We start from the raw sequence: 17,402 nt of genomic DNA on the forward strand, positions 1-17,402 counted from the left end.
CGGTGTCCGGCGCGCGAGGATCGCCGAGTAGGCTGTGCAATCGCGAACGAGTTGGCCGGACGGCTGCGGCTCGGAGGACCGGCGGATCAGTTCCGTCGCGCTTCGGGCCGAGGAAAGTCCGGACTCCACAGAGCAGGGCGGTTGTTAACGGCAACCCGAGGTGACTCGCGGGACAGTGCCACAGAAAACAGACCGCCTGCGGATCGGTTCTTCGGAATCGAATTGCAGGTCAGGGTGAAACGGTGCGGTAAGAGCGCACCAGCACCCCAGGTGACTGGGGTGGCTAGGTAAACCCCGCCCGGAGCAAGGTCGAAGGCTGCACCGCGAAAGTGGTGCAGCTGCGCAGGTGCTCGAGGGCTGCTCGCCCGAGCCTGCGGGTGGACTGCTCGAGGTACCCGGCAACGGTGTGCCCAGATGGATGGTCGTCGACGTCGAACCGGCGAAAGCGGGAACGGCAGACAGGATCCGGCTTACAGGCCGACTCGTTCGCACTCATCATTTCTCGCGCAGTTTCTCCTACTGCGTCGCTCCATGGGGCACACTGGAAGTCATGACCGACGACGACACCTCCTGGTACTACGACATCAGCACCAAGCAGGTTGTGCAGGGCAAGGAGACCAACGCCCTCGACCGCATGGGCCCGTATCCGGACAAGGCCACTGCAGAACAGGCGCTGAAGATCGCGGCCGCGCGGAACAAGGCAGCCGACTCCGACGACGACTGGAACAACTGACGGTGCTGCTCACCCGGCTGAGGGCTCCGAACTTCGATTTCGAGGCCGTCAGATCGGAGTTCGGTCTGTCCGATGTCTTCGACGCAGCGGTGTTGGACGACGCGCAGAACGCCCGAGATCTGCACGCCGACAGCAGGATCGACCGCACCGACATTCCCTTCGTCACCATCGACCCGCCCGGCTCGAAGGACCTCGACCAAGCCGTACACATCGAGAAGACGTCGAACGGCTTGGTGGTGCACTACGCGATCGCCGACGTGGGCGCGCTGGTGATGCCCGGGGGAGCGCTCGACGCGGAAACCCGCCGACGCGGCCAGACGTTCTATCTGCCCGACGGATCTGTGCCGCTGCACCCCCGTGAGTTGTCGGAGGGCTCGGGCAGCCTGCTGGAGGGGCAAACTCGCTGCGCCGCTCTGTGGACCATCGAACTCGACGACGTCGGCGAAGCAGCTGCCTGGACGGTTACCCGCGCGCTGGTGCGATCTGTCGCACGGCTGGATTACGCCGGAGTTCAAGCCGACGTCGACGCGGGAACTCCACATCCCTCGATCGCAGCGCTGGCGGAATTCGGATCGCAACGGGCGAACGCCGCCAGACGCCGCGGAGCCATCGACATCACCCTGCCCGAGCAGGAAGTGGTGCCCGACGGGCAGGGCTGGCGCATCGTCCTGCAACCACGCACTGCGGTGGACGGGTGGAACGCCGAGGTATCGCTGTTGACGGGGATGTGCGCCGCCAGAATCATGCTCGACGCCGGAATCGGCATCGTACGCACCCTGCCGCCTGCCTCGTCCGAATCCGTGGAAACATTGAAGAAGACGGCAACAGTACTCGGAATCGACTGGCCCGCAGGAGCATCCGCCGGGTCGGTGCTGGCCGGCCTGCCCACCGACGAGCCGTCGACTCTCGCGATGATGACCCAGGCGACCGGGTTGCTGCGCGGGGCGGACTACCTCGCGGTCGACCGCTCGACGAACCCCGCCGACAGTGACGCATCGGTCGAGCATTCGGGAATCGGTGCGCCGTACGCCCATGTGACGGCACCACTGCGTCGGCTGTCGGATCGCTTCGCCACCGAGGTGTGCCTGGCCGTCGTAGCCGGATCGCCTGTACCGGACTGGGCGACGCAGGCATTGCCGGAGTTACCCGCCACCATGCGCGGATCCGATTCGACGGCGTCGAAAGTGGATCGTGCCTGCGTCGACCTCACCGAGGCTCATGTCCTGAAAGATCGAGTGGGCGAGGAATTCGATGCAATCGTGCTTCGCGGTGCCGAGGGCAAGCGAGATGCCGAGGTACTCGTGTCGAATCCGATCGTCATCGGAAAGTGCGACGGCGAACCCCCTGCGGGGGAGTCGGTGGCGGTCCGGCTGACCCAGGCCGACACCGACTCGCGCAAGATCGCTTTCGGTTACTCGCCCTTCACGGCCTGAAGCGGTCGGTCGCGTCGACGAGGTGGTGCACGATGCCGGGCTCGGCCGCGGAATGCCCAGCGTCGTCGACGATCACGAGATCGGCACCCGGCCAGGCCTTGTGCAGCGCCCACGCGCTCGTTGCCGGGCATACGACGTCGTAGCGGCCCTGCACGATGACACCTGGAATTCCGTCGAGCAGGTGCGCGTCGCGTAGCAGCTGATTCTCTTGGAGAAAGCAGTTGTTGCGGAAGTAGTGATTCTCGATACCGGCGAATGCGAGGGCGAACCGCGGATCCGAGTTGTCTTGCACTGCATCGGGTTTCGGCAGCAGGTAACTCGTTGCCGCCTCCCAGGTGGACCACGCCACCGCTGCTCGCGTCGCGGCTTCGTAGTCCTCGGACATCAATTGCCGGTGATACGCCTCGACGAGATTGCCGTCGCGTTCGCCCTCCGGAATGGGTGCGAGAAATTTCTCCCACAGATCGGGAAAGAGGTGGCCGGCACCGCCCCCGTAGTACCAGTCGATCTCCGACGGCCGTACGAGAAAGATTCCTCGCAGGATCAGCCCGCGCACGCGATCGCGGTGCGACTGCGCGTAGGCCAGTGACAGCGTCGAGCCCCACGAACCGCCGAACACCAACCACGTGTCGATACTTAGGTGATCCCGGAGCTTCTCCATGTCCGAGATCAACCGGTCGGTGCTGTTGACCGACAGATCGGCGCCGTCGGCGATGTGCGGGGTCGACTGCCCGCAGCCCCGCTGATCGAACAACACGATCCGGTAGGCCTGCGGGTCGAAGTAGCGCCGCTGCAACGGATTTGTGGCACCGCCCGGACCGCCGTGGACGAACACCACCGGCGCACCCTCCGGGTTTCCGGAGACTTCCCAGTAGATCTGTTGGCTGTCGCCGACATCGAGGTGGCCGGTCTCGGTGGGGTCGATCTCGGGATACAGAGCCCGCATCCTAGAAGCCCACCAGACCCGACGCCAGGTCCGGAATGTCGAGCGAGCGGATGGCCTCGTCTCGAACGTCCGAACACGTCTCGGTCGTGATGTCGTCGACGATCGCCCGGTTCTGCACCACCTGCAGGTTGATGACGCCGCTCTGCGCCGCCCAGGTCTGCACCAGAATATTCAGACCGCCCCGCCCGAGCGTGGGACCCTGAACGCGCCAATTGGACAGCTGCGCTTCCAGATCGGTGCACAACTGCTGCTTCTGGGCATCGGTGATCACTGCTTGCGCAGGCGTCGACGTGATCGTGGTGGTCGGTGCGACCGTCGTCGTGGACGACGAACCGGTGTTGGTGGTATCGGTGCTGCATGCGCCCACGAGAGTGAGCAGCGCAGCCGCACCGGCCAGTGCGACTGCGCTTCTACCTGCGATGGACGTAGTACCCCGTCTGGTTGTCATGGCCTCGAGTGTGCCATCCGAACCGGAAAGATCAGTAGCTGTGTTCGGGTCCGGGGAACACGCCCGAGCGAACCTCGGACATGTACGTGGTGGCCGCGGTGCGCAGTGAATCGCCGACGTCGGCGAACTTCTTCACGAACTTCGCGGTCTTGCCGTTGGTGTATCCGGCCATGTCCTGCCACACCAGTACCTGTGCGTCGCATTCGTTGCCCGCACCGATGCCCACCGTCGGGATCGTGAGCTTGCGCGTGACCTGTCCGGCGATGTCGGCGGGAACCATCTCCATGACGACGGCGAACGCACCGGCCTCCTGGACCGCGATGGCGTCGGCCACCAGCTGCTCGGACGCGTCGCCGCGGCCCTGCACCCGGAAGCCGCCGAGGGTGTTGACACTCTGCGGAGTGAAGCCCACATGGGCCATTACCGGAATGCCCGCGGCAGTGATGGCGGCGATCTGGCCCGCGACGCGTTCGCCGCCTTCGAGCTTGACCGCGCCTGCGAGACCTTCCTTCATGAACCGGACTGCCGTCTCCAGAGCCTGCTGCGGCGAGGCCTCGTAGGTTCCGAAGGGTAGGTCGGCGACAACCAGAGCGTGCGGCGCACCGCGGACCACTCCACGGACCAGCGGAAGCAGTTCGTCGACCGTGATCGGGACGGTGGTGTCGTAGCCGTAGACGACGTTCGCAGCAGAATCACCGACGAGGAGAACCGGAACGCCGGCTTCCTCGAAAATGCGCGCACTGGAGTAGTCGTACGCGGTGAGCATTCCCCAGCGCTCTCCCTCTGCCTTCATCTGCAACAGGTGGTGGGTGCGGGTCTTACGAGTCAACGCGCTGGAAGGTACTTCGTCGGAGGAGCCGCCGTACACAGCAGTTTCGGACATCTTTGTCCCTTTCTGGTCCTCGAGGCCCGCTCGGCGGGTCCCCGGGATGGGGTGTGATGACATCGACGAGTCTGCCACTGCGCAGGTTCCGCCGGAACGCTCCGGACAGTGCAATTCGTCACAGTGGATCGGGTGTTGCGTAGTCCCGCCACCCGTTGGTGATCGGCATCCGGCGGTCGCGCCCGAAGGCGCGAGAGGTGACCTTGCTGCCGATCGGATACTGACGCCGCTTGTACTCCGACCCATCGACCTTACGGAGAATGTCCGCGACCACCGCCGCGTCGAAACCGGCCGCAACGATGTCGTCGTACCCCTGATCGTTGTCGACGTACCTGAACAGGATCGCGTCGAGTTCGTCGTAATCGGGCAACGAGTCGGTGTCGAGCTGTCCGGGCCTGAGCTCGGCGGACGGCGGCTTGTCGATGCTGGACTCGGGGATCGGAGGTACGTCTCCGCGGTCGGCAGCGGACTTGTTCCGCCACCGCGCCAACTCCCACACGAGCGACTTCGGTACGTCCTTGATCGGCGCGAAGCCGCCGACCGCATCGCCGTAGATGGTCGAATAGCCAACGGCCAGTTCGGATTTGTTGCCGGTGGCCAGAACCAGATGGCCGAATGTGTTCGACAGTGCCATCAGCGTCATGCCGCGGCAGCGCGCCTGAATGTTCTCCTCGGCCAGTCCGGTCAGGTGCAGCTGGTCGACGAAGGAGGCGACCATGTCGGCAATGGGCTCGACGCTGAAGTGGATACCGGTGCGCGACGCAAGATCCTCTGCATCGGTGCGGGAGTGACCCGAGGAGTACGTCGACGGCATCGACACTGCGTGCACAGCATCGCTGCCGAGGGCATCGACGGCGAGGGCCGCAACCACCGCCGAGTCGATGCCACCCGACAAACCCAGAGCCACAGAACGAAAGCCGTTCTTGTGCACGTAATCTCGTAAGCCGGTCACCAGCGCGCCCCACACCTGTTCCTCGGCACAGGCAACGTCGGACAGAAACGGCTCGGCTCGCTGCCAGCCGGTGATCGCGACGTCGGGCAGAGTTACCCGATCGATGCCCCAACCGGGCACCGCGACCGCGTCGGGACGTGGATCGGTGGGCGCGTCCACGTCGACGATCAACAGATGCTCGACGAATTGCGGGGAGCGCCCCCAAGTGGAACCGTCGGGGCCGATGACGAAGCTCGCCCCGTCGAACACCAGCTCGTCCTGTCCGCCGACCACGTTCACGTAGGCGATCGGGACGCCGATCTCGTTGGCCCGGCGCGCGGCGATGGAGTGCCGTACCTCGTTCTTGCCTCGCTCGAAGGGGCTGGCGTTGAGGCAGAGCAACATGTCGACACCCGCTGCCCCATATGCTGCCACCGACCCGCCTGACTGCCAGATGTCCTCGCAGACAACAACTCCGAGCCTGACCTCGTTGATCTCGACGATGCTCAAGCGGGATCCGGGAGCGAAATATCGGGCCTCGTCGAACACTCGGTAGGTGGGAAGGGAGTGCTTGTCGTAGCGAGTTGCCACCCGTCCGTCGACGATCACCGCGGCACTGTTACGGGAGCCCCCGGCATCGCGATCGAGGTAGCCCACCACCACGATGCGGTCGCCGCAGCCGGCGGCATCGAGAGCCGTGGCCAATTCGGTCAGGGCTCCGACCGACGCGGCGGCGAACGACGGCCGAAGAGCCAGGTCCTCCACGGGATATCCCGTCAGGGCCATCTCGGGAAACACCACCACGTTGGCACCGTCGTGGGCGGCGCGGACCGTCCATTCGACGATTGCGGCGGAGTTCGCCGTCAGATCGCCGACGACGGAGTTGGTCTGGGCAAGGGCGAGTCGGAGGGCCTGCACCACGTAGACGCTAGTGCTCGGCGGCCGTCCCTGCCGGGCAGCGGGAATGGAGTGTGGTCGAAGAGACCTGGCACGATCGTGCCATGAGAACGCGCACCAGGAACACGGCCATGGCGCTGTCCGCCATCGCCGTGTTGCTCGCAGGGTGCTCCGGCCCCGAGCCCACTGCCGCACCGGAGTCCTCCGATCGGCCCGAAGCATCGGCTTCGGTTGCCGGTCCTGTTCCTGCGGGTCTGGAGGCGTTCTACGACCAAACGCTCGACTGGGAGTCCTGCGATCGGTACAACACCGACGGCAGCGAACTGGGTGACTCCGTCGAGTGCGCGATGGTCACCGTGCCGCTCGACTACGCCGATCCCACCGGCACGACCATCGAGGTCGCGATATCCCGGACGCGGGCGGCGGGGGAGAAGATCGGATCGATCCTGATGAACCCCGGCGGCCCCGGCTCTTCGGGTCTGTATCTGGCGACCCAGGCCGATGGCACCGCCATTGCCGACCGCTTCGATCGCATCGGATTCGATCCGCGCGGGATCGGGGCCTCCGAACCGGAGGTGCGCTGTCTGACATCCGAGGAGGTCGACGAGGAACGGCGCGAGCCGGACGTCGATGTCAGCCCCGAGGGCATCGCAGCCACCGAGGCCGAGCATCGAGACTATGCCGCCCAGTGCGTCGACCGGACCGGAGCAGACATACTCGAGCACGTCGGCACCAGAGAAGTGGTGCGCGACATGGACGTCATCCGGGCAATTCTGGGCGACGAGAAGTTGACGTACGTGGGCTATTCCTACGGCACCCGCATCGGCACCGCCTACGCCGAGGAATTCCCGTCGAACGTTCGGGCGATGGTGCTCGACGGTGCGCTCGACCCCGACCAGTCACCCGTCGACGAGGCCGTCGCCCAGGGCGCGGCGTTCCAGACCGCGTTCGATCAGTTCGCCGCCGATTGTGCACAGACCGACACCTGTCCGCTCGGAACCGATCCGGCGCAGGCCGTCGCACAGTTTCGATCCTTGGTCGACCCACTGATCGACCGTCCCGCCGAGACGACCGACCCCCGGGGCCTCAGTTACGACGACGCGATCACCGGGGCTCAGCAGGCTCTGTACTCGCAGCAGCTGTGGCGGCTGCTGCGGGCGGGGTTGAACGAACTACGCGACGGTCGGGGCGACACCCTGCTCCGCCTCGCCGACACCTACTCGGGGCGGCTGGAGGACGGTAGCTACACGAACATCGACGACGCGTTCAATGCCGTCCGATGCGTGGACGGGCCGCCGACCACGGACCGGGCGGCGGCCGACGAGGCCGACGCCAGGTTCCGCGCTGCCGCGCCGTATCTGGACGACGGCCGAGCCACCGGCAACGCGCCGCTCGACCTGTGCGCGTTCTGGCCGGTGCCGAACACGAGCGACCCGCATGTCGTCGACGTCGAGGGGCTGCCGACGCTGGTAGTGGTGTCGACGACCAACGACCCGGCCACTCCGTATCAGGCCGGAGTGGAATTGGCTGCGCAGCTGCGAGGGAATCTCGTGACCTACGAGGGCACCCAGCACACGGTGGCGTTCTCGGGCGTGGGTTGCATCGACGATCCGCTGGTGAATTACCTCGTCGATCTGGTCCCGCCGGGTGACGGATTGCGCTGCTGACCTGCTACCTCACCCGTCGCGATGTGGGCAGAGAGTTTCACGAAGTGAGACTGAATTCACGATGTAACACAGATTTAACTCCGTTTGCTTACTCTCGCGTTCATGGATCGTCAAAAGGAATTCGTGCTCCGGACCCTCGAAGAGCGCGACATTCGTTTCGTCCGCCTCTGGTTCACCGACGTTCTCGGGTATCTGAAGTCGGTGGCCATCGCCCCCGCCGAGCTCGAAGGTGCATTCGACGAGGGAATCGGCTTCGACGGTAGCGCCATCGAAGGATTCGCCCGAGTCTCCGAGGCCGACACGGTCGCCAAGCCCGATCCCTCGACGTTCCAAATTCTTCCGTGGTCCACCAGCAAGGGCCACCAGCACTCTGCTCGCATGTTCTGCGACATCGCCATGCCCGACGGCTCGCCGTCCTGGGCCGACTCTCGCCACGTGCTGCGTCGCCAGCTGAGCAAGGCCGCAGACCTCGGATTCAGTTGCTACGTACACCCCGAGATCGAGTTCTTCCTGCTCAAGGATGCTCCCCAGGACGGCTCACCACCGACCCCCGCGGACAACGGCGGCTACTTCGATCAGGCCGTGCACGATTCGGCCCCGAACTTTCGCAGGCATGCCATCGACGCACTCGAGTCGATGGGGATCTCGGTGGAGTTCAGCCACCACGAGGCTGCACCCGGACAGCAGGAGATCGACCTGCGGTACGCCGACGCTCTGTCGATGGCCGACAACATCATGACCTTCCGCTACGTGGTCAAAGAGGTCGCCATCGAAGAGGGTGTGCGCGCGACGTTCATGCCCAAGCCGTTCAGCGATCAGGCCGGCTCGGCGATGCATACGCACATGAGCCTCTTCGAGGGCGACACCAACGCCTTCCATAACCCGGACGATCCGATGCAGCTGTCGGAGACCGGCAAGTCCTTCATCGCCGGCATTCTCGAGCACGCCAACGAAATCAGTGCGGTGACCAACCAGTGGGTCAACTCCTACAAGAGGCTCGTACGCGGCGGCGAGGCCCCTACCGCCGCGTCCTGGGGACCGGCCAACAGGTCGGCGCTGATCCGCGTGCCGATGTACACCCCGAACAAGGCCTCGTCGCGTCGCGTCGAGATTCGTAGCCCCGATTCCGCCTGCAATCCGTATCTGGCGTTCGCAGTACTCCTGGCGGCCGGTCTGCGCGGAATCGAGAAGGGCTACACCCTCCCGCCCGAGGCCGAGGAAGACGTGTGGGCACTGACTTCCGCCGAGCGTCGCGCCATGGGCTACAAGGAATTGCCCGGCAACCTCGATCAGGCGTTGAACGCGATGGAGGGTTCCGAGCTGGTCGCAGAAGCGCTGGGCGAGCACGTGTTCGACTTCTTCCTGCGCAACAAGCGTCGTGAGTGGGAGGAATACCGCAGTCACGTCACGCCGTACGAGCTGAGGGCGTACCTGGGTCTTTAACAACCCAGGTACGTCATGGGCTACGTTCTAGTCGATCGAGAATGTAGTTCCGATGCCGGCGCGGGCACCCTCGCGCCGCATTACCGACGACGGGGTAAAACTGTGGCACGCCGAGGTGGATTCTGATGGTGCGTCCTCCGACTTCGAGATCCGTCGTTCCCGGGCCGGGCCGTCTCGGTCTTGTCGAAGAATCTGCTCCGAACGACTTGCGCACCCTCGGTTGGACGGGTGAAGAAAGCCTCGAACTGCTGTGGTCGCTCTCGCGTGCCCCCAACGCCGATCTCGCGCTGCGCACTCTGGTGCGAATGTACGAGTTGCTCGGTGCCGGTTGGGCGGAGTTCGACGCCGCACTCCGTGACGACAAGGGATTCCGTGGCCGGCTCCTGGGTCTCGTCGGCGCGTCCAGCGCGCTCGCCGACCACCTCGTTGCCGACGACACCACCTGGCGATTGTTGCTGACCGCAGAAGGTCAGAGCAGCGGAGTATCGGCGAAGATCCAATTGCCCACCAAGGCAACGCTGGTCGCCGAACTGCTCGAGGCCGTCGGGGCCGAGCCGGAGACCGGGCCCAACGCCGCGCCCGATCTGTATCGGGCGTCCGTCACCGGGCCGCCCGCGGTGATCGCACTGCGCAAGAAATACCGCGACCAGATCATGGTGCTGGCGGCATACGACCTCGCCGCGACCGTCGAGAACGAACCCGTCCTGCCGTACACGGTCGTGGGAGCCCAACTGTCCGATATGGCAGACGCGGCGCTCACCGCGGCTCTGTCGGTAGCCGTGGCGACCGTGTGTCCCGATGCCCCGTGTCCGATGCGGCTGGCGGTTATCGCCATGGGCAAATGCGGTGCGCGCGAACTCAATTACGTATCCGACGTCGATGTCGTGTTCGTCGCCGAACCCGCCGACGCGCAGGCCAGCCGCATCGCGGGTGAGATGATGCGCATCGGATCGTCCGCATTCTTCGAGGTTGACGCCGCCCTGCGTCCCGAGGGCAAACGCGGCGAACTGGTCCGCACCCTGGATTCGCATGTGGCGTACTACAAGCGGTGGGCCAAGACCTGGGAGTTCCAGGCGCTGCTCAAGGCCAGGCCGATGACCGGTGACATCGCACTCGGCAACGACTACGTCGACGCGGTCAACCCTATGGTGTGGCTGGCCAGTCAGCGCGAGGACTTCGTGCCGGAAGTGCGCGCGATGCGTCGTCGCGTCGAAGAGATGGTGCCGCCCGAGCTTCGTGAACGGGAGATCAAACTCGGACGCGGCAGTCTGCGGGACGTCGAATTCGCCGTCCAGCTCCTGCAATTGGTGCACGGTCGTACCGACGAGTCGCTACGCGTGCTCGGCACGACCGACGCGTTGACCGCACTCACCGAGGGCGGCTACGTCGGCCGCGACGACGCCGCGAATCTGACGGCGTCCTACGAATTCCTGCGGCTGATCGAGCACCGCCTGCAGATGCAGAGGATGCGGCGCACGCACACCCTGCCTCCGCAGGACGACGAGGAAGCTCTGCGATGGTTGGCACGCTCGGCGCACATGCGACCGGACGGCAATCGCGACGCTCTCGGCGTACTGAACGCCGAGATCAAGCGCAACGCGCAACGCATCAGGCGACTGCACGCCAAGCTCTTCTACCGGCCACTGCTGGACTCGGTGGTCAAGTTCGACTCGGAGACAGTGCGATTGACTCCGGATGCCGCGACCCGACAGCTCGCCGCGCTCGGATACCAGACCCCGCAGAACGCACTGGGTCACCTGCGCGCGCTCGTCGGCACAGGCACCCGCCGCGGTCAGATCCAGGCCGTGCTGCTTCCGACTCTGCTGGAGTGGCTCGCGGACACCCCCGACCCGGACGCCGGTCTCCTCAACTATCGCCGACTGTCGGAATCGGCAGGTGAGCAGACCTGGTTCCTGCGGGTACTTCGCGACGAAGGCGCAGTGGCTCAGCGGTTGATGATCGTGCTCGGATCCTCGGCGTACGTACCGGATCTGCTGATCAAGGCCCCCGAGGTCATTCGGCTGTTCGCCGACGGCCCCACCGGCCCGCGACTTCTCGATGTCGAGCCCGAAGAGACCTATCGCGCCATCCTGTCGTCCTCGGCCCGTTACGAGGATCCGGTGCGGGCGATCAACGCGGCCAGGGCGCTGCGGCGTCACGAGCTGGCCCGGGTGGCGTCGGCAGACATCCTCGGCATGCTCGACGTGCCTGCGGTATGCCGGGCGCTGTCGTCGGTCTGGGCCGCCGTCATCAATGCGGCTCTTGCCGCTGCCATCAGAGCCAGCGAGATCGAGCGCGGCGAACCGGCACCGGCAACTCTGGCCGTCATCGGCATGGGGCGGCTCGGCGGCGGCGAACTCGGCTACGGCAGCGATGCGGACGTGCTGTTCGTCTGCGAACCGGTGGAGGGCATCGACGAGACCGTTGCAGTCAAGTGGGCCAACACCATTGCCGACCGCATCCGCAAACTGCTCGGAGCGCCCAGCACCGACCCGCCGCTCGAGGTCGACACCGGCCTGCGACCAGAAGGGCGCAACGGGCCGGTGGTGCGCACCCTGGCGTCGTACGCCGCCTACTACTCGCAGTGGGCGCAGGCCTGGGAAGTGCAGGCACTGCTGCGCGCGCACCAGGTGGCCGGTGACCAAGACCTCGGTATTCGGTTCCTGTTGATGGCCGACAAGGTGCGTTATCCCGAGGGTGGAGTGTCCGCCGACGCCGTTCGTGAAATTCGCCGTATCAAGGCACGGATCGACTCCGAACGGCTCCCCAAGGGAGCCGACCCGGCGACCCACACCAAGCTCGGACGCGGGGGACTGGCCGACATCGAGTGGACGGTCCAGCTGATCCAGCTCCGGTACGCGCACAAAGTTCTTTCGCTGCACAACACCTCGACGCTGCAATCTCTCGACGCGATCGGGGCGGCCGAGCTGATGAGCGAAACAGACATCGAACTGCTACGCGAAGCGTGGATCCTGGCGACGAAAGCGCGCAACGCGCTCGTTCTGGTGCGCGGCAAACCGACCGACCAGCTGCCGGCCCCCGGTGCGGTGCTGTCCGCCGTGGCGCAGGTGGCGGGGTGGGAGAACGGCGACGCGGGGGCGTTCCTGGACAACTACCTGCGCGTCACGCGTCGGGCAAAAGCAGTGGTGGAGCGGACGTTCGGCGGTGCCTAGTCCCATCTCCCTCTAGTCACCGTCGACGGTGACGAAGCCCTGCTTCACCATCCAGTCGCGCGCGACATCTGCTGGCTCACGGCCGTCTATGTCCACCTGCCGGTTGAGCTCGGTGATCTCGTCGTTCGTCAACACTGCGGAGATCGGAGCGGTGACCTCGGCGATCTCCGGGTATTGCTCGGCGATCGGCGTGCGGATCACGACCGTGGCGTTGTAGCGGGGAAAGAATCTCTTGTCGTCCTGAATCACTGTCAGATCCAGGCCTTTGATGCGGCCGTCGGTGGTGAACACTTCACCGAACGTGCACTGCGAACCGTCGGCTGTTGCTTGATAGATGATGCCGCCCTGCAACACCTGCCGCGGAACGACATTGGGGTCGAAGCCGTAGGCAGCGGCCATACCCGGAAACCCGTCCTGTCGCGAATTGAACTCGGTTTCCACACAGGTCTGTGCCGCGGCCGGATCGGTCTTGGCGAGCGCGGCATAGTCCGACAGCGTCTTGATGCCGGTCGCGTCTGCCGTTGCCTGATTCATCGCAAGTGCATACGTGTTGTCCATCGGTGCTGGGTTGACCCAGGTGAGTCCGTTGGCCGCGTCCTGGTCGCGTAGGGCTTCGAACTGCCCGGTGGCGTCCGGGATGGCGGTTTCGTTTCCCAGGAAGTTGATCCAGGCTGTACCGGTGTATTCGTAAGTGACGTCCACCTGGCCGGAGACCATAGCTTGTCGAGTGCTGTTGGACCCCGAAATGTTGGTGAGATCGCGAACGTCGGCTCCGGCGGCCACCAGTCCGAATTCGAGTATGTATCCCAGGATCACCTGCTCGGTGAATTCTTTCGAGCCGACGATCAACTTTGCGCCCTCGAGACCAGGCACAGGTTGGATGCTGCCGGGTTCCACGGACAGCGGCACCGCACTACCCGACTCCAGACCGCAACTCGTCAGCGCCGTCAGCAGAACGGCGCACAGGGCAATCGATCGTCGTACGGTGTGCCGCATCAGCTTCGGTCCTTACGGTTCGAGGTAAGAGACGGCTAATCCGCGCCGGCGGTGACAAAGCCTTCTTTGACCATCCAGTCACGGGCGACCTCGGCGGGTTCGCGACCGTCGACGTCGACCTGCTTGTTCAGTTCGGTGATCTCGTCGTTGGTCAGCTTTGCCGAGATCGGTGCCGTCAACTCGGCGATCTGTGGATACTGCTCGGCGATCGACGAGCGGATCACCACCGTGGCGTTGTACCGGGGAAAGAAGCTCTTGTCGTCCTCGACCACAACGAGATTCAGACCCTTGATTCGGCCGTCGGTAGTGAACACCTCACCGAACTTGCACTGCGAACCCTCGGCCGTCGCCTGATAGATGATTCCGGTCTGCAGAATCTGACGGGGAACAGCATTGGGGTCGAAACCGTAGGCCGCCGCCAGCCCGGGAAATCCGTCCTGCCGAGAATTGAACTCGGTCTCGACGCACAACGCCGACGCGGCCGGATCGCGCGCCACGAGAGCCGCGTAGTCCGAGAGTGTCTTCACTCCGGTCTGGTCCGCCGTCGCCTGGTTCATCGCCAGTGCGTACGTATTGTCCATCGGCGCGGGGTTGACCCACGTCAGTCCATTGGCGACATCGGCGTCGCGGACCGCATCGAACTGCTCGGTGGCGTCCGTGATGGGACTTTCGTTGCCGAGGTAGTTGATCCAGCCGGTCCCGGTGTACTCGTAGGTGAGATCGACCTGCCCGGAGACCATGGCTTGGCGAGTACTGTTGGACCCCGAAATATTTGTCAGGTCGCGAACGTCGGCACCTGCGGCCGACAACGCGAATTCGAGGATGTAGCCCAATACGATCTGCTCGGTGAAGTCCTTGGAGCCGACGGTCAATTCCGCGCCCTCGAGACCCGGCATCGCTTCGATGCTCCCGGGCTCCACCGACAGTGGCACCGCGCTGCCCGATTGCAAACCGCACCCTGCCAGTGCGAGCGTGCTGATCGCGCACAGGGCAATGAGCTGTCGTGTCGAGCGCCGCATCAGCGCAGTCCTTTCGGGCCGAGAAAGGCCTCGGCGAGCGCCCCGAGCCAGTCCACGAACAACGCGAGGGCCACGGCGAGAACGCCTCCCACGACGAGGATCAGCGGCTGATAGAGCTTGTATCCGGTATCGATCAGAACTCCGAGACCTCCCGCTCCCACGAGAAAACTCAGTGTGGCCGTGCCGACAGCGAGCACCAGCGACGTGCGGAGACCGGCCAACATGTAGGGCACGGCGAGCGGAAACTCGATACGCCACAGAATGCCGCTACTCGACATGCCTTGTCCGCGTGCGGCATCGATATAGCTCGGGTCGACCTGCTGGAAGCCGAGCATCGTGTTTCGGAGAACCGGAAGGAGTGAGTAGAACGCGATGGGGAGTACGCCGATCCAGAAACCGGTCTTGCCCGTCGCGAGGAACAACAACACCAGCAGGCCGACAGCCGGAGCGGCCTGACCGATGTTGGCAATACCGATGAAGATCGGCGCCAACTTTCGGTAGCCGTTGCGGGTCAACAGAATTCCCAGTGGAACCGCTATCGCGAGCACGAGCGCGGTGACGACGACGGTGATGACGACGTGCTCGGACAGCCGCTGGAACAAGGTGCTCGCGTTCAGTGTCTCCTTTTGCGTGGCACTCAAGTCGCGGGTGAACGTGTAGGCAAGCAGAACGACGACGACCAACAAGATGATCGCGGGTTGCACCAGCAAGCGAATCCGCTCGGCTCGCTTGGCAGCCTGCTTCGCCGCCTGCGCGCCGCTGTCGTCTCCCGCTGCATCGACGACCGAGGGGTCCGCAGAGGTCGTCACGACGGACTTCCTGCAGTCACGTCTTCCGCTGAGTTGTCCTTGTCGTGGTCGTGAGCATGCTGCGAACGGATGGTCTTGATGGTGTCGATCAGTTGCTCGATGGTGATCGTGCCGGCGTATTCACCGCGCTGACCGGTCACCGTTGCGGTCGCATTTCCCTCGGCGAGAAGCGCTTCGAGTGCGTCCTGCAGCGTCGACTGCGTCGAGACCATTTCGCCCATCGGAACACCGACGTCGCGCAGGCTCTTCGCGTTCGTGAGGTGGCGTCGATCGGTCCATCGAATGGGCCGCTTGCGCGCGTCGAGAATGATTCCCCATGCTTCCGGGTCGTTTCCGAGAGCCGCGTTCATCGACTCGACCGGCTGATCCTCGCCCATGACCGGAACATCGGACAATTCGATGTCACGCACTCTCATCAGGGTCAGTTGCTTGAGAGCTGCACCGGCACCGACGAATCCGGCAACGGTGTCGTCGGCCGGATTGGCCAGTACTGCCTCTGGGGTGTCGAACTGCAGAATCCGAGACTGATTGCCCAACACAGCGATTCGATCACCGAGCTTGACGGCTTCGTCGAAGTCGTGGGTGACGAACACGATGGTCTTGCCCAATTCTGCCTGGAGGCGCATCAGTTCGTCTTGCAACAGGCCGCGGGTGATGGGGTCGACGGCACCGAAGGGCTCGTCCATCAACAGAACCGGGGGATCGGCGGCCAGAGCGCGTGCAACACCGACCCGCTGCTGCTGACCTCCCGACAGTTGGCGCGGGTAGCGGTCTCGGTACAACGCCGGATCGAGACCGACGAGATCGAGCATTTCGTCCGTGCGATCCGAGATCCGGTTCTTCTTCCAGCCGATCAACCCTGGAACCATCCCGACGTTCTCGGAAATGGTCATGTGCGGGAACAGTCCTGCTTGCTGGATGGAGTATCCGATCGTGCGGCGGAGCTCGTTCGGGTTGATCGACAACGCGTCCTTGCCGCCGATGGTGATGCGGCCCGACGTCGGCTCGATCAATCGATTGATCATGCGCATGGTCGTCGTTTTGCCACAGCCGGACGGGCCGACCAGGACGACCACCTCGCCGGCAGGAATCGTCATCGACACGTTGTCGACGGCCGCATCCTTCTGGCCCGAGTAACTCTTGGTCACGTTCTCCAGCACGATTTCTGCACCGGATACGGTCGTTTTCTCACTCACGGATACCCCTCGAGGTGGTCAATTTGCCGATCACGACGTAGATCCCATCGAGTATCAGCGCCAGCAGGACGATGAGGATGGTGCCGGTCAGGGCCTGTGGAACGGCCGTGGGGCTGCCGACCCGCGCGAGCCCGGAGAACAGAAGGTTGCCCAGTCCAGGGCCTTTGGCGTACGCAGCGATGGCCAGAATGCCCATGGCCAGCTGTGTGCTGATCCGCATCCCGGTCAGAATCGAGGGCCACGCCAGTGGAATCTCGATGCGCCGCAATACAAGAATTCGGCTCATACCGATTCCGCGAGCAGCATCGGTGACCGCTGGGTTCACCGCATCGAGCCCTACCACCGTGTTCCGGATGATCGGAAGCAGCGAGTACAGAACGAGAGCAGTTACTGTCGGTCGAACGCCCAGTCCCAGAATGGGAATCAGCAGACCCAACAGAGCGAACGACGGGATCGTCAGTACAGTGCTCGCGAGAGCTGTCGCCACGGCTGATCCGGCCGGACTGCGGTAGACGAGGATGCCGATGGCCACGCCGAGCACGGTAGCGATGATCACGCATTGCACGACGGCCGAAACATGCAGATATGAATCGATCGCCAACTGTCTTCGCCGCCCGACGATGAATTCCCACAGTGCATCCATGCAGTTGTCGTCCTCTGTTCGCCGGTAGCGGATGATTTCTTTTACCCCGCGTACCACTTATCAAACGCCGACCGGTCCGAATTCTTTGCGGATTGCTGCAAAAGTTGCCGATCGGAAACAATCGAGAACGCGAAAACGCCCGGCCGAAAAGATTCGGCCGGGCGTTTGTTCGTGCAAATCTATCG

General features: G+C 64.4%; 14 protein-coding genes and 1 other RNA gene. 6 read left to right on the forward strand and 9 right to left on the reverse strand.

Going from position 1 to position 17,402, the window contains the following annotated elements:
- Positions 1-47 precede the first annotated feature (47 nt).
- From rnpB to ASG84_RS05750, 3 genes are all read left to right on the forward strand, one after another.
- An RNA gene (gene rnpB / locus ASG84_RS06830) (RNase P RNA component class A) lies at positions 48-489 on the forward strand.
- A gap of 61 nt (positions 490-550) precedes the next feature.
- Entirely contained in the window at positions 551-733 is a 183-nt protein-coding gene (locus tag ASG84_RS05745) for a hypothetical protein (protein ID WP_032379104.1), read from the forward strand.
- A gap of 2 nt (positions 734-735) precedes the next feature.
- On the forward strand, positions 736-2,166 hold the full coding sequence (locus tag ASG84_RS05750) for an RNB domain-containing ribonuclease (RefSeq protein WP_057476060.1): 1,431 nt from the start codon (positions 736-738) through the stop codon (positions 2,164-2,166).
- On the opposite strand, the gene pip is transcribed toward ASG84_RS05750, so the two are convergent.
- From pip to ASG84_RS05770, 4 genes are all read right to left on the reverse strand, one after another.
- Entirely contained in the window at positions 2,156-3,112 is a 957-nt protein-coding gene (gene pip / locus ASG84_RS05755; protein ID WP_057476061.1) for a prolyl aminopeptidase, read from the reverse strand. The two genes, ASG84_RS05750 and pip, sit on opposite strands and share 11 nt — an antisense overlap.
- Position 3,113: 1 nt before the next feature.
- Complete coding sequence (locus ASG84_RS05760; protein WP_057476062.1) at positions 3,114-3,560, reverse strand: hypothetical protein; 447 nt, start codon at positions 3,558-3,560, stop codon at positions 3,114-3,116.
- Positions 3,561-3,591: 31 nt separating this feature from the next.
- A complete protein-coding gene (gene panB / locus ASG84_RS05765; RefSeq protein WP_057476063.1) occupies positions 3,592-4,443 on the reverse strand; it encodes a 3-methyl-2-oxobutanoate hydroxymethyltransferase in 852 nt (283 codons plus the stop codon).
- A gap of 118 nt (positions 4,444-4,561) precedes the next feature.
- On the reverse strand, positions 4,562-6,292 hold the full coding sequence (locus ASG84_RS05770; RefSeq protein WP_156399401.1) for an NAD+ synthase: 1,731 nt from the start codon (positions 6,290-6,292) through the stop codon (positions 4,562-4,564).
- Between the two features lie 83 nt (positions 6,293-6,375).
- Between ASG84_RS05770 and ASG84_RS05775 the strand changes: the two genes are divergently transcribed.
- The 3 genes from ASG84_RS05775 (at position 6,376) to ASG84_RS05785 (ending at position 12,554) form a co-directional block, all read left to right on the forward strand.
- Entirely contained in the window at positions 6,376-7,938 is a 1,563-nt protein-coding gene (locus ASG84_RS05775) for an alpha/beta hydrolase (RefSeq protein WP_057476224.1), read from the forward strand.
- Between the two features lie 102 nt (positions 7,939-8,040).
- Entirely contained in the window at positions 8,041-9,381 is a 1,341-nt protein-coding gene (glnA, locus tag ASG84_RS05780) for a type I glutamate--ammonia ligase (RefSeq protein WP_057476065.1), read from the forward strand.
- Positions 9,382-9,506: 125 nt separating this feature from the next.
- Complete coding sequence (locus ASG84_RS05785; RefSeq protein ID WP_057476066.1) at positions 9,507-12,554, forward strand: bifunctional [glutamine synthetase] adenylyltransferase/[glutamine synthetase]-adenylyl-L-tyrosine phosphorylase; 3,048 nt, start codon at positions 9,507-9,509, stop codon at positions 12,552-12,554.
- A 12-nt stretch (positions 12,555-12,566) separates the two neighbouring features.
- Here the strand turns inward: ASG84_RS05785 and ASG84_RS05790 are convergent, their stop codons facing one another.
- The 5 genes from ASG84_RS05790 to ASG84_RS05810 form a co-directional block, all read right to left on the reverse strand.
- Positions 12,567-13,550: a glycine betaine ABC transporter substrate-binding protein gene (locus ASG84_RS05790; RefSeq protein WP_057476067.1), complete on the reverse strand. Its 984-nt coding sequence runs from the start codon at positions 13,548-13,550 to the stop codon at positions 12,567-12,569.
- A gap of 35 nt (positions 13,551-13,585) precedes the next feature.
- Positions 13,586-14,569 (reverse strand): glycine betaine ABC transporter substrate-binding protein, encoded by a 984-nt coding sequence (locus tag ASG84_RS05795; protein WP_057476068.1) that lies wholly within the window; start codon positions 14,567-14,569, stop codon positions 13,586-13,588.
- Positions 14,569-15,279: an ABC transporter permease gene (locus tag ASG84_RS05800; RefSeq protein WP_442970910.1), complete on the reverse strand. Its 711-nt coding sequence runs from the start codon at positions 15,277-15,279 to the stop codon at positions 14,569-14,571. Before ASG84_RS05800 ends, ASG84_RS05795 begins: the two co-directional genes overlap by 1 nt.
- Before the next feature lie 95 nt (positions 15,280-15,374).
- On the reverse strand, positions 15,375-16,574 hold the full coding sequence (locus ASG84_RS05805; protein WP_057476069.1) for an ABC transporter ATP-binding protein: 1,200 nt from the start codon (positions 16,572-16,574) through the stop codon (positions 15,375-15,377).
- The gene (locus ASG84_RS05810; RefSeq protein WP_057476070.1) at positions 16,567-17,217 is read right to left on the reverse strand and encodes an ABC transporter permease; all 651 of its coding nucleotides are present in this window, start codon (positions 17,215-17,217) and stop codon (positions 16,567-16,569) included. The genes ASG84_RS05805 and ASG84_RS05810 overlap by 8 nt, the downstream gene beginning before the upstream one ends.
- Between the last annotated feature and the right edge of the window lie 185 nt (positions 17,218-17,402).

This window comes from Rhodococcus sp. Leaf278, assembly GCF_001426085.1.
In the GTDB taxonomy this organism is placed as follows: domain Bacteria; phylum Actinomycetota; class Actinomycetes; order Mycobacteriales; family Mycobacteriaceae; genus Rhodococcoides.